General features: G+C 63.8%; 12 protein-coding genes and 1 tRNA gene. 7 read left to right on the top strand and 6 right to left on the bottom strand.

Annotated elements, in window-relative coordinates:
• Positions 1–258 precede the first annotated feature (258 nt).
• On the top strand, positions 259–1,869 hold the full coding sequence (locus IVA91_RS05530) for an ABC transporter substrate-binding protein (RefSeq protein ID WP_247280081.1): 1,611 nt from the start codon (positions 259–261) through the stop codon (positions 1,867–1,869).
• Between the two features lie 206 nt (positions 1,870–2,075).
• Positions 2,076–3,716, top strand: coding sequence for a glycosyltransferase family 39 protein (locus IVA91_RS05535; protein ID WP_247280080.1), 1,641 nt, complete (start codon positions 2,076–2,078; stop codon positions 3,714–3,716).
• Here IVA91_RS05535 and IVA91_RS05540 read toward each other — a convergent pair.
• The gene (locus IVA91_RS05540) at positions 3,707–3,844 is read right to left on the bottom strand and encodes a hypothetical protein (protein WP_247280079.1); all 138 of its coding nucleotides are present in this window, start codon (positions 3,842–3,844) and stop codon (positions 3,707–3,709) included. The two genes, IVA91_RS05535 and IVA91_RS05540, sit on opposite strands and share 10 nt — an antisense overlap.
• 55 nt (positions 3,845–3,899) lie before the next feature.
• The gene (locus IVA91_RS05545) at positions 3,900–5,141 is read right to left on the bottom strand and encodes a multidrug effflux MFS transporter (protein WP_247458408.1); all 1,242 of its coding nucleotides are present in this window, start codon (positions 5,139–5,141) and stop codon (positions 3,900–3,902) included.
• Between the two features lie 370 nt (positions 5,142–5,511).
• Between IVA91_RS05545 and IVA91_RS05550 the strand changes: the two genes are divergently transcribed.
• Positions 5,512–6,798: a hypothetical protein gene (locus IVA91_RS05550; protein WP_247458409.1), complete on the top strand. Its 1,287-nt coding sequence runs from the start codon at positions 5,512–5,514 to the stop codon at positions 6,796–6,798.
• Positions 6,799–6,911: 113 nt separating this feature from the next.
• Here IVA91_RS05550 and IVA91_RS05555 read toward each other — a convergent pair.
• Positions 6,912–7,000 (bottom strand) — tRNA-Leu (locus IVA91_RS05555).
• 174 nt (positions 7,001–7,174) lie between these two features.
• Here IVA91_RS05555 and IVA91_RS05560 point away from each other — a divergent pair.
• Positions 7,175–7,597, top strand: coding sequence for a twin-arginine translocation pathway signal (locus IVA91_RS05560; protein ID WP_247458410.1), 423 nt, complete (start codon positions 7,175–7,177; stop codon positions 7,595–7,597).
• Between the two features lie 25 nt (positions 7,598–7,622).
• On the opposite strand, the gene IVA91_RS05565 is transcribed toward IVA91_RS05560, so the two are convergent.
• Together IVA91_RS05565 and IVA91_RS05570 are read right to left on the bottom strand one after the other, a co-directional pair.
• A complete protein-coding gene (locus IVA91_RS05565; protein WP_247458411.1) occupies positions 7,623–8,825 on the bottom strand; it encodes an FAD-dependent monooxygenase in 1,203 nt (400 codons plus the stop codon).
• 19 nt (positions 8,826–8,844) lie between these two features.
• On the bottom strand, positions 8,845–9,090 hold the full coding sequence (locus IVA91_RS05570; RefSeq protein ID WP_007602543.1) for a zinc-finger domain-containing protein: 246 nt from the start codon (positions 9,088–9,090) through the stop codon (positions 8,845–8,847).
• A gap of 305 nt (positions 9,091–9,395) precedes the next feature.
• Here IVA91_RS05570 and IVA91_RS05575 point away from each other — a divergent pair, with 305 nt between their 5' ends.
• The 3 genes from IVA91_RS05575 (at position 9,396) to IVA91_RS05585 (ending at position 12,047) form a co-directional block, all read left to right on the top strand.
• Complete coding sequence (locus tag IVA91_RS05575) at positions 9,396–10,532, top strand: hypothetical protein (RefSeq protein ID WP_247458412.1); 1,137 nt, start codon at positions 9,396–9,398, stop codon at positions 10,530–10,532.
• A gap of 165 nt (positions 10,533–10,697) precedes the next feature.
• A complete protein-coding gene (locus tag IVA91_RS05580; RefSeq protein WP_247458414.1) occupies positions 10,698–11,453 on the top strand; it encodes an alpha/beta hydrolase in 756 nt (251 codons plus the stop codon).
• A gap of 351 nt (positions 11,454–11,804) precedes the next feature.
• Entirely contained in the window at positions 11,805–12,047 is a 243-nt protein-coding gene (locus IVA91_RS05585) for a hypothetical protein (RefSeq protein WP_051056887.1), read from the top strand.
• Between the two features lie 906 nt (positions 12,048–12,953).
• Here the strand turns inward: IVA91_RS05585 and IVA91_RS05590 are convergent.
• On the bottom strand, positions 12,954–13,131 hold a 178-nt coding region (locus tag IVA91_RS05590), incomplete at its 5' end, for a DUF899 family protein (RefSeq protein ID WP_256466398.1).

The raw sequence follows: 13,131 nt of genomic DNA on the forward strand, positions 1-13,131 counted from the left end.
CTCAAGCTTCAAAGCTGGAACGCGCATTGCATTGGCGCAGGGGAGGACGGGCCGAGAGCGTTGTAAAGCCAAACCGATCTTTTTGGAGCCCTTGCACACGCCGCGACGGCTTGCACCGAAACCGGATTGACGCGCTCGGCACTGTCTGCAAGTCTCGAAAGATAAAGGCATTGCATGAGGTTAGTTCGCCCAAAGAACGAACCGGATGCTCAATCAATAATCTGCCTTTGAACAGTTTCACGTCAGGAGAAACTTTCCATGTTCAACTTCATGCGCCGGGGGCCTCGCGCGTTCGCCTCCAAACTTGCGCTGTCGGTGGTCGCGCTTTCGGTCGGCTTGGCCTCGCCCGTGCTTGCCGCCGGCAAGACTCTTACGGCGGTGATGCATTCGGATCTGCGCATCATCGATCCGATCTTCACCACCGCGTACATCACGCGGGACCATGGCTACATGGTCTACGACACGCTGGTCGCCACCGATTCAAACTTCAAGATCCAGCCGCAGATGGCGGATTGGAAGATTTCCGATGACAAGCTCACTTACACCTTTACGCTGCGCGACGGCCTGAAGTGGCATGACGGCGCGCCTGTGACGGCGGAAGACTGCGTCGCCTCGCTGAAGCGTTGGGCCGCGGTCGACGGCATGGGCCAGAAGCTCATGGATTTCACCGCGAGCATCGAGGCGACCGACGCCAAGACCATCACGTTGAAGCTGAAGGAGCCGTACGGCCTCGTGCTGGACTCCATCGGAAAACCCTCTTCGCGCGTCGCCTTCATGATGCCGAAGCGCCTCGCCGAGACACCGCCGGACAAGCAGATCCCGGAGCAGATCGGCTCGGGTCCCTTCAAGTTCGTGCAGTCGGAATTCCAGCCGGGCGTGAAGGCGGTCTACGTCAAGAACACCGATTACGTGCCGCGCAAGGAGCCGGCGAGTTGGACCTCGGGCGGCAAGGTGGTGAAGGTCGACCGCGTCGAATGGATCACCATGCCGGACTCGCAGACTGCGGTGAACGCGCTGCAATCGGGCGACATCGATTTCATGGAGAATCTGCCCTACGACATGCTGCCGATACTGGAGGCGAACAAGGAGCTCACGATCGAGGTCTCGAACAAGTTCGGTTTTCAGACGCTCGGCCGCATGAACTTCCTGCATCCGCCGTTCGACAACGTCAAAATACGCCGCGCAGCCTTCCTGGCGATAAACCAGAAGGACGTGCTCGACGCGCTGGTCGGAAACCCGAAATATCAGAAGATCTGTGGTGCCTTCTTCGTGTGCGATACGCCGCTCGCAACCGAGGTGGGCGCCGAGACCCTGGTGAAGGGCAACGGCATGGCGGAGGCCAAGAAGGCGCTCGCCGAGTCCGGCTATGACGGCACCCCGGTCGTGATCATGGCCCCAGGCGATGTCACGACGCTCAAGGCGCAGCCTATCGTTGCGGCCCAGCTACTGCGCGAGGCCGGCTTCAAGGTCGATCTGCAAGCGACCGATTGGCAGACGGTGGTAAGCCGCCGCGCCAGCCAGAAGCCCCCGAAGGAGGGTGGCTGGAACATGTTCTTCACCAACTGGGTCGCGGCCGACGTCTCCAACCCGATTGCCAATCTCTCGATCGGCGGCCAGGGCAAGAAGGGCGGCTGGTTCGGCTGGGCGGAAGACGCCAAGATCGAGCAGCTCAAGGATGCCTTCGTCCGCGCGTCCTCGATCGACGAGCAGAAGAAGATCGCCGCGGACATCCAGAAGGAAGCCTATGAACAGGTGATCTACATCCCGCTGGGGCAGTATCTCCTGCCGAGCGGCTGGCGCAAATCGCTGACCGGCGTGCTCGACGGCCCGGCGACGCCGCTGTTCTGGAACGTCGACAAGTCGGAGTGAGCGGAAGACGTATCCTCGCGCCATTGGCTCGATGATCCTGCGGCGCCGCTGTCATGAGCGGCGCCGTTGTCGTTTGTCAGCCTCGCGTCAGTTTGAAACCGGTGGAGCTCTTAACCCTTCTGACTTCCAATCATTGCTATTTGTTTCAATCCTGAAATAGATGTCCTTGTCCTCACGCATCACTTTTCCTCTCGAATTTAGTTCCTGTGCCGATCGATTTTGCATTCCAGGCGAGGGCCGAACGGTCCGATCGCGCGCCGGCGCGTTGGCGGCGACCGTTCCTGCGTTGGCTGGATGGCGTCGAGGCGGGTTGGGCCGTGCCGCTTCTCATCGCCTGCTTCGTTGCGATCTGGACGCTCTATCTGGCGATCGCCTATGCCGGAGGCGGTCTGCACCCTGATACGCTCGAGGCCTGCACGCTGGGGCGGCATTTCGCCTGGGGCTATCACAAGCATCCGCCCTTGATGGGCTGGATTGCCGCTGGCTGGACTTCCGTGTTCCCGCTCAGCGACTGGTCGCTGCAATTGATGGCAATGGCCAATGCCGGGCTTGCACTGTACTTCGTCGACCGGATCGCACGGCAATTCGTGACCGGACACAAGCGCGTCCTGGTGCTGCTGCTCCTGATGCTGACGCCGGCCTATCAGTTCCATGCTCAGCGCTTCAATGCCAATGCCGTGCTGCTCGCGGTCTGGCCGCTGGCGACCTGGTGCTTCCTGCGTGCGTTCGAGACGCGCGCAGTATCGTGGGCGGTCGCGCTAGGATGCACGACAGCGCTGGCAATGGTCGGCAAGTATTATTCGATCTTTCTCGTCGCGAGCTTCGCGTTTGCCGCGCTGGCGCACCCGGCGCGGCGCGCCTATTTTACCTCCGCTTCGCCCTGGATATCGGTGGTCGTCGGCCTGGCGGCGCTATCACCACACGTTTATTGGCTGGCGACGACGGGGGCGCCGACTTTCAGCTATGCGTTGGCGCACGCTAACGGCAATGTCCTAAGCTCGCTCGGCGAAGCCAGGAACTTCCTGCTCGGGCTGGCGGCGGCGATGATCGTGTCGGCTGTGACGTGGGTATTCATCGCCGGCACGCGATTGAAGCAGTTTCCGGCCGACTTCGCCGCAATGGGTCCGGGACTGCGACTTCTGTTCCACGTTGCCATAGGCACGATCGCGCTGCCGATAATGACATCCCTCATGATGGGCACCGATCTGCCCTCGCTGTGGGCCTTGCAGGGGCTGTTCCTGTTCGCCGTTCTCGTGGTCTGCGGCGCGCGCTATCCGATCGAGCGCTTCTACACCGTCAATCTCACCGTGATCGTGGCTGGCGTCGCGCTCGCCGCCGTCCTGGTCGCCGCGCCGATCCATGCCGTCTATCGTAACGATCACGGCTACGAAGAAGGCAGGAATTTCTACGCGCAGCTGGCTAGCGAATTGACGCGCGAGTGGCGCGAGCTGACCGGTACGCCGCTCAGCGCCGTGAGTGGTGATGATTCGCTGGCCTTTGCGACGGCGTTCTACAGCCCCGATCATCCGTATTATGCACGACCGTTCGAGTCTGAATACGGTTCGGGCTTGCAGCGCAAGACGACGCCCGACCGAGGCTGGGCCGCGGCGTGTTTCCGCGGCCAGGACTATTGCGGCCGCTGGATGGAATGGGCGTCCTCGAAAGCCGAACACGTCGTCCGACGCGAGTTCACGGTACAGGCCAATTTGTGGGGCCGGCGCGGTCTGGCGTGGCACGTGGTCGTGCTGATGGTGCCCCCGCGGGGAAGCGGGCCGGCGCACGAGGCCGCTGCGGATGATTTCAGCGCCAGCAGGCGGCGACCGACCAGACTTCGTGATCAGCAGTGACTGTCGCGCAACTGTTCGAGCCCTTCGCTCGCCAAAGGCGTCGTGGACGTGGTCCGCTCAGCGGCCGGCTCTGAACGCTCCTGCTCCTGCTGTTCCGGCTCGCGGTCTTCGCGGTGTTTCAGTCCCATCTCGTCATCCTCTCGAATTGCTGCGGTACAACATCGAGGGGGAGCGGGAAGTTCCTCAGATGGCAGGGCGATGATGCGGCTTGAACAGTCGCCCCACCAGCACGATCGCAAGCGCCGCAAGGGTCGACAGGAAGAAGCCGACCGAGAACGGCAGCAGCGTGCCGTCGAAGCTCTGTCCGATCGCCATGCCGACCGCGATTCCGATCAGTGTCGTGATCGAGCCGTAGAGCGAGGACGCGGTGCCGGCGATGTGGCCCTGCGGCTCCATCGCGAGCGCGGTGAAGTTGGCGATCATCATGCCGAACGAGAACATCATCAGGGCGGAGAGCGCCATGAACAAGGATAGCGGCAGCACGCCGAGGCTTTCGGTGAGCAGCATCACGCCCGCGACCGCGGTGTAGAGCATGAGTGCCCCGTGCGAGATCACGCGCATGCCGAGCCGACCGACCAGCCTCGCATTGAGGAAGCCGGCGATGGCGGTGCCAGCCGCAATCGCCGCGAAGGCGAGCGGGAAGTAATGGCCGAGGTGATAGATGCCGGAGAAGACCTGTTGGGCGCAGAAGACGTAGGCAAACAGGGCGCCGATGACGCTGCCGGCCGCCGTGGCGTAGCCAATGGTCTGGCGATTCGTCACGGTCTGGCGGAACGCCGAGAGCACGTCGGCGGGCGCCAGCGATCTGCGCTCGGACTCGGGAAGGGTTTCAGGCAGCCGCAGCACGCACCATGCGAGCGCGAGCAGGCCGTAGAGCATCAGCACGACGAAAATGCCGCGCCAGGCCGTCACCAGCAGCACCGCCTGTCCGAACGAGGGGGCGACCACGGGCACCGCGATGAATACCATCATCGCGAGCGACATCACGCTCGCCATGCGGCGGCCGACGTAGCAGTCGCGCACGATCGAGGTCGCGATCACGCGCGTCGCCGAGGTGCCGAGCCCTTGCAGCGCGCGCGCCAGCAGCAACGTCTCGAACGAGGGTGCTGCCACTGCCAGCACGCTCGCCACCGCATAGACCGCCATGCCGCCGAGCAGCACGGGGCGGCGGCCGAAACGGTCCGACAACGGGCCCATGACGAACTGGCCCGCGCCGAAGCCGACCAGGAAGGTCGACAGCACCAGTTGAAGATGGTTGGCGATAGGAATCTGGAAGGCGGCGCCGATGTTGGGCAGCGCCGGCAGCATCATGTCCATCGCAAGCGGATTCAGCGCCATGATGGACGCGATCACGATGACGAATTCGGGAAAACCCATGGGACGGTGCCCGGAAGACACCCAATCATCTGCATTGACGTCGGACAAGAAGCTCACCTCTGAAATTGAGAGCTTTATTTAGTCCGATGTTGCGTTGCACAACCCCCGTTTCGGGATGGCTGTCAGGCGGAGCCGGAGCGGACAAGAATTGGTGAGAGACCAGTGTTCCCTGCCGCTGGATCCCGCGGACCGCGCAATCTCACGCCGGCCGGAAAACCAGTGATTCACCATCCCGTCCTAAAGATTGGCGTCCTGCGTGGCCTGTCCCTCCGGCAGGATAAAACCGAAACGCATCCTGCCCAGAGTGCGGCTGAGATGATGACGCGCCGCAGTGGCGCCGAGAGAAACAAGCCAAACAAGGTATCCGCCGATGTCCGAGATGTCAGGTGCAGCACGATGGTTGGAGCCCACGGCCAACATGGCCACGAGGCGCAACGTCTGGCTTGCCGGCCTGATCGCGCTGACGGCGCTGCTGGTGCTCGGCAATCTCGCTAACGACGCCAGGCTCGATTTGAAATATGGCTATGGTTGGGACATTCGCGTGAATTGCGCTGCAGTCGACGCGTATGTCGGCGGACTCGATCCTTATTTCGTCAAGAACCTGAAGGGCACCAAGCTCTCCTACCCCTATCTGCCGGTGACGCTGGACGTCTTTCGCCCCCTGTGCGCGGGCGGCTTTCTGCTCGATCACTACAGAGGAATCTTTCTCGTCCTCGCCGTGCTCTGCGGCCTCCTCTTACCCAGGCTCGGCCGAAGGGGCCCGAGCGCGCGCGATGCTGCGCTCAAGGTGCTGTGCGCGCTCGGCGCGTTCGTCGGTTTCGAATGGGTGCAGGCCTCGGGCAACTTCGCGATCCTGAGCGGACTGCTGACCGCGATCGCGCTGAGGCTCCTGCTTCCTCCGCCATCCTCCGGAGCGTTGGAGGGCCGCAACTCTTTGCTCCGCGTCGCGGGCGCTGCGTTGCTCGGTTTCGTGATGTCGTTCAAGTTGGTGTTCTTTCCCGTTCTGGCCGCGCTTTACTTCCTGCCTCTGCCGTGCTGCCGCAAGCTGGCGCTGATCGCGGTGGCGACATTCAGCTTCGCATTGCCGATCCTGATATCGGGGCTGGAATATCCCGATCTGTTCGCAAGCTGGCGGCTTGCGATGGCCCGAGAAATCCCCGACCAACACGTCGTCGATCTCTTCGAGATCAATCCGTCGCTGCTGCTGCTAGCGCGAAACCTCATGGATCATGCCGGCCTCGGTGAAAGCAAGCCGATCATATTCGCGACATATGCGTCCGCCGCGTCAGCGCTCGTGCTCGTGCCGTTCGCTTTGTCTATCTTCCGCGTGGCGGTAAACCAGCCGGCGCGGGAAGGGGCATCGGTTCTGAAGCGGCTGGATCGCTGGTTGATGGATCATCCCCGCGCGGCCATGCGCGTCACGATGCTCGCCATGTTTGCGCTCTATCTCAGCTCGCCGCGCCTCAAGGAATATGCCTTCTTCGAGCTTGCGCTCTATGCTGCCATCCTCATCGTCGATCTTCCGGCCCTGGCGCTTGCCGCATGTCTCTCGATCGGACTCCTCGTTCCGGCGCTGATGTCGCTTTTGGGAGCGATGATCGAGGGCACTTTCGCCCTTCTCGTCGTTTCCCTGTCATGCTTCTGGATCCTGCTGCTCGATTTTCGCGCCGAGCCGAAGCGCCTTGAGACGGAAGGCGCGCCATGAGCAACGCCGCCGCGTCCGCAGTGCCAGAATAAGGGCGCTTTGCCGCCGCGACTCCAGCTGGTTCGGTTGCCTGCTTTGCGGATCTGCGCGCAGGCGAGCGTCATCAGCACCGATGGTGCGGGCAGCCGGGGTCGAACCGGCACAGCGCTTGCGCGCCGAGGGATTTTAAGTCCCTTGCGTCTACCAATTCCGCCATGCCCGCTTGATCTAACGAGATCAATCACTTAAGCGCCACTCCCGGCCGTCTGGAATTGGCGTCTTGCCGGCCGGATGGGCGGTCCTTCCTTAAGCGAGCCGGGCGCACAAGGCAAAGCCTCAATCCGGACATCTGTTGTTGCTTTAGGCATTCTCAATCCACGGGGGCTATTTATCCGGCATGGCTGCTTCGTTTTCCTGTCTCCTGCGCGGCTTCGGCGCGCTCCTCGCGCCGCTTGCGGCCGGCGTCGCGCTGTCCGGCTGCGCCGGCATGAGCGAGACGGTCGCGCCGGCCTTCGCCGATCCCGGCAAATACGAATTGTACGACTGCAAGCAGCTCGAGACCGAGCGCAAGGCGCTCGCCAACCGCACGGCCGATTTGCAGAGGCTGATGGACAAGGCGGAGACCGGCGCTGGCGGCGCGGTCGTGTCCGAGCTTGCCTATCGCAACGACTACATCGCGGTGCGGGGCCAGGCCCAACTTGCCGACGAGGCCTGGCGCCGCAACAGGTGCCGGGAGACACCGCCCGAGCCGACGCCGCCCGCCGCGTCACCGTCATCCGCTGCCAAGCCGGCGTCGAAATCCGGAAAAGCGATCCGCTGAGGCACCGCGCCGGCGGTGCCTCGCTTCAAGGCCGCCAGTTGTAGATCCAGTCCTGCCGCGCCAGCATGCGGTCCGGTCCGAGTGCGCGGATGGCTAGATCGCGCGCGATCGCGAGCGGCCCGCTGAAATGATAGATGCGGCCCTGCTGTCGCGCGGTCCGCTGCACCCGCCGCACGCGCGCTTGGCGCGCGCGGCCATATTGCGTCAGCGCGGCTGTGATGCCGGCGGTGCTCTCGGCCGCCTCGACGCTCAAATGCCGGGCGAGCACGGCGGCATCCTCGATCGCCATGCCGGCGCCCTGCGCTGCGAACGGCAGCATCGCATGCACGGCATCGCCGAGCAGCCCGACGGGACCCTTGCTCCACGGGCAGCCGTCAGGCACGCCGAACAGCGCCCATTTCCGCCAGGCTTCGACCGCGGCGAGCATCATCCGCGCCGGTGGCGGCCAGCGCGGTGCGGCGAAAGCCTCCATGACCTCGAGAGGATCGCCGGGCGTGCTCCAGCCCGGCCTGTTCCACGTGCCCGGCAGCACCGCGACCACGTTGATCTGGCGTCCGCCCGCGATCGGATAGGCCACGAGATGGGCGTTCGGGCCCATCCAGAGCTGCACCCGGCGCGCGGTGTAGTCCTTCGGCAGTTGCGTCGCATCGAGCGTGCCGCGCCAGGCGATCAGGCCTGAAAAGCGCAGCTGCACGTCGGGAAACAGGTGCTGGCGGACCGTCGACCAGATGCCGTCGGCGCCGATCAATGCGCTCGCAAGATCGCTGCGGCGGATCGTGCCGCTGCGATGGACCACCGTCAGCCCCTTGGTGTGAGGCGCGACGTCCTCGAAGGTTGCGCCCAGCTTCAGGTCGATATCAGGATGGTCGGACACCGCGCCGGCGAGCGCCGATTGCAGATCGGCGCGGTGCACCACCCAATAGGGAGCGCCGGCGCGCGCGGAGGCTGCCTGGCCAAGCGGCATGCGCAGCAGCTCGCCGCCGGCCCGCGCGCTTATGATCGAGACCGCCTCCGGGGTCACGACGCCCAGCTTGAGGCGTTCGGTCAGGCCGAGCTCGACCAGCACGCGGCTGGCATTGGGGGAGAGTTGCAGACCGGCGCCGGCTTCCTCGAGGCGCTCGGCTTTTTCCAGCACGACGATGCGGAAGCCGCAGGCCGCGAGCGCCAGCGCGGCCGTCAGGCCACCGATGCCGGCACCGGCGATGACAATCGTTCGGGAGAGCGCCACCCCTGACCGATGGGAGCGGTCAGGCCACCTTGTCCTTCAGCACGCATTCCGGCGGACGGGCCTCGCCCGCCTTCAGGTCGGCCGCGAAGCGGTACAGCGTCGAGCAATAGGGGCAGATGATCTCGTTGTCGTTGCCGAGATCGAGGAAGACGTGCGGATGATCGAACGGAGGATTGGCGCCCACGCACATGAACTCTTGCGAGCCGATCTCGATGACGGGAACACCGGCATCGTTATGGAAGTGCGGGACGACATGGTCGGACATCGTAGTTCATCCTGGAGTGGCAATGGCGGCAGATACAATCAAACTGACGCGGCATTAGTAAGGCGCCGCGGACCATACTGGCGGGTGTAGATGATTGCTAGTCCAGCGGAACCGAAAGCTCCGCAATTGCCCCATGCTCATTTGCTCATGCAAATTCGACACAATCTTGCGGCTTGAGAGAAGCCCTTCTTTCGTCGGGGACGTTGTGTCGCAATTTCGGCGTACTATGTCTGTGGGCGAGCGCAATTGCGACGACAGACGAATCGTCAGGCGTCAACGATTTTAGGACCGTCCAGGCTTTCCGCATGAAATGGCTGCGAATCAGCACAGCGTTGACCGGTGTCGCGGCCTGCGCGTTCCTGCTCGCGCAGGTTGCGCCGCATGCCCGCGAGGCCGGCGCGCTTCTCGCCGCCCAGGATGATCCCGCGGTGCTCTCCGAGCTCAAGCTCGATGCGCTGCTGCGGCAGAACGATCGCCTTGTTCAGGACAACATCGAGGCTGCGCTCGCCGCAGGCGACGCCGATCTCGCCGACAGTTTCGTCGCGCTCGCGCGTGACCGCAACATCGCGCTGCCGGACGACCTCCTGAACCGCGTCAGCGATGCGGTCAAAGCCGAGAATTCCACCTCCCATTTCGCCAAACGATTTGCCACCGGTCTCGTCACCGGCAATGCCGACGACGTCGCGAGCCTGTCGGGAACGGTGGCCGGCGATCTCTTCGTAATCGGCGACATCAGGGACGTCGTCCGCGAAGGCAAGCACCTCGCCATGGGCGAGGATACCGACCGCCTCGTGCTGGGGCTGGCGGCGGCAGGCCTTGCGGTGACGGCGGCGACCTACGTCACCGTCGGTGGTGCCGCGCCGGTGCGCGCCGGGCTGACGCTGGTGAAGGACGCGCGCAAGGTGGGGCGGCTCGGCGAGGGGCTGGCCGCGTGGGCCGGCCGGTCCGCGCGCGAGATCGTCGACGCGCCGATGCTTCAGAACGCGGTCGCCAAGGGTTCGGTGCTGCGCCCGGGCGAGACCGTGAGTGCGATTAAGGCTGCGTTCCGGGCCGAAAAGGCCGGCGCGCTGGTTCGGCTCGGCAAGGACGTCACGCGCGTCGCCGGAAAGACCGGCACGCGCGGGGCGATGGACACGTTGCGGATCGCCGAAGGCCCGAAAGATGTGGCGCGCGCGGCCCGGCTCGCGGAAGCGCAGGGCGGCAAGACTCGCGCCATCATGAAACTGCTTGGCCGCGGCGCGCTGCTCCTCATCGGCGGTGCGTTCGATCTGACGCTCTGGCTATTCGGCGCGGCACTGACCCTGTTGGGACTGTTGTCCTCGATCAAGGCGACCACCGAGCGCCTGACCCAGGCCTGGTGTGATCGCAGGCGCGCGCGGCGGCTCCGCCGGGCGCAGAGGGCCGCCGAGGCCGCCCTGGCGGATGCAGCCCTCAGGGTCTGAAGCGCGATGAGATTGAGGTCATTCGTAGCCGCGATAGAGGCTATTGTTTGAGCATGATCTCCGCGCAAACGCGTTCCGCGTTTGTGGAGCGGAAAAACCCGCTGCACACTTGTCCGGATCGTGCTCTAAGATCGACTTTTCCCCTCAAGACCTGCGGAACTGATGATGCCGAGCTTCCACAACGGCGCCGTTGAAATTGCCTATCTCGACGAAGGTGAGGGCGACCCGATCATTCTCGTGCACGGCTTTGCCTCCAGCAAGAACGTGAACTGGGTCTATCCGACCTGGGTCTCGGAACTGCGCAAGAACGGCCGCCGTGTCATCGCACTCGACAATCGCGGCCACGGCGAGAGTGCGAAGCTCTACGAGCCCCAGCAATACTCGATCCCAATAATGGCCGGCGACGTGCTGGCACTGATGGATCATCTCGCGATCCCGCAGGCCGACATTATGGGCTATTCGATGGGTGGACGGATGGCGGCGTGGCTTGCGCTCCACGAGCCGCAGCGCCTGCGCTCGGCGATCCTCGGCGGCATCGGCATCGGCGGTCTGATCGAGGGCACCGGCCCCGGCGAGAACGTCGCCAAGGCGCTGGAGGCACCTTCGCTCGACGACGTCACCGATCCCGTTGGGCGCACCTTCCGCGCCTTCGCCGATCAGACTCGTTCCGATCGCCGTGCGCTCGCCGCCTGCCTCCGCGGCACGCGCGACCTCATGACGAGGCCGCAGGCTGCACGCATCAAGGTGCCGGTGCTGATCGCGGTCGGCACCGCCGACGACGTCGCAGGCTCTGCCGGCGCACTCGGTGCGATCATCCCGGGCGCGCAAGTGCTCGATATCCCGGGCCGCGATCACATGCGGGCGGTCGGCGATAAGGTCTACAAGACCGGCGTGCTCGATTTCCTCTCACGTCGCGGCTGAGGCAGTGTCGTCTGGGCGATGAGGTTGTTGCCCTATTATCCTAATGTCCATCAAAAGCGGGCCGTGTACTCCCTTCGGGGCAACCGTCGACTCGTTCATGCGCAGAGATCTGGAGTCCGCTAAGGGCGCTGAGGAGACGTCAGCTCGAAGCGGGTGGGAACGTCGGCAAAGGACCACGTGGTGCCCTGACCTTCCGCCGCCACTGTGGAGCCAAGTCGCTCGGGCGGTGGTCGCATGGTGGTCGGCGCACGAGACGGAAAGTTCCACTCCGGCGGCCTGCCTGTGACTGCGCCCGTATAGGCAAATCGCGGAGCGACGCTCCGACGTCGGCTTTCGGGGAGCACAAGCGTCATGGATGAAATCCTGCGTTGGGTGGCGACAGTCGGCACGATCGGCGCCGGGCTGATCCTAGCTGCCCGGGCGCGGCCACTCATTACCGGCTGGGCCTTCGTCGTGCTGAGCGGTGCATCGGTGATCTGGATCGTCGTCGGCTATCTAACAGCGGAATATGCGCTGATGGTGCAAAACGTGGTGGTGACACTTATCAACGTGTTCGGCGTCTACCGATGGCTGATCTGGAAAGGAAATGTATGAAAGCGCTCTGCCTGCGCGCTCTGCCGCCCTCGCGCGCACAGGTCAAGCTTAGCTCGGCGGCCTCTGTCCGGTCTACCTCGCACAGCCGACACGGCGACGGCTCACCCGGTGTTCGGCTCAGGGGCCAGAAGGCGAAGTGACTCCCTCCGCAAAAGTGCGAGATGCGGCTAATTCGAGCGATTTGAGCAAGAGTGCTTGCAGTTCTTTATGCGAATAGGCTGAAATGGTCTGGATCATTGCTATTTCGCTCTTGGGGTTTGATTGGTGGCGCGTAACACGCGCTCGCGAACGGACCGCTGAGCTGGCAGCAGCGGGGGTTTGCGCTCGCCTTTGTACTGGTCGTCGAACGCGCTGGTCGGCCTGCTTCTAGCCCTAGTGCTGTAGATCGCCCACACTCACAATCACTCGCCTGTCCCGGCTTTCCTCTGGTTTTCCGCCCTGGCGATCATCGTGGCTTTACTCTTCCTGCGCCGCGCGTTGAAATGGCGCTACCCGGTTTAGCTAGACGGCCGTAATTCTGCACTAGGGTCATGCCGGATAACACGAGCAACATCCCGACCGGACGAACCTATCTGGGGTTTGCCCTAGCTTGGACCGTCCTGCTTTTCTTTGTTTATCTGATTTGCATCGCTCTATTTGCTGCCGGTCGTTGGGAGATTGGCCTTCTCACGATCTTGCTCACTGGCTGCGGCTTTGTTCGACACAGCGAGCGGCTCGGCAGACGCGCGAAGCGGGGCCTTGTTCGTAGGCGATAATGTCCGTTCGGGGGTCACAAGCTGACGGTTGGCCGGCAGCGCGGCAAGGTCAGCTAAGGGCTAATCGCGCCGCTCTGCTCCTGATTGCGGGACTTTCGGTTTACCCCCGACTGCGGAAGCTCTCCTAATCCAGTGATCTCGCCAGTGACTGTCAATGACATCCAGTCCTCGCGCCGCTGGGTCGCCCGATTGTTCGGACGTCCCGGCCGTCGTCACTAAGCCGGCTGTGACCGTCATCGAATTGATGGCGGCCTTTGGGCGTGAGATCGAGCCACATGAAGGCACCCATCAAATTTTCAATGCCACGGGAATATGCCGAGTACGTGTGG

The organism is Bradyrhizobium sp. 153 (assembly GCF_023073835.1).
GTDB lineage: Bacteria > Pseudomonadota > Alphaproteobacteria > Rhizobiales > Xanthobacteraceae > Bradyrhizobium.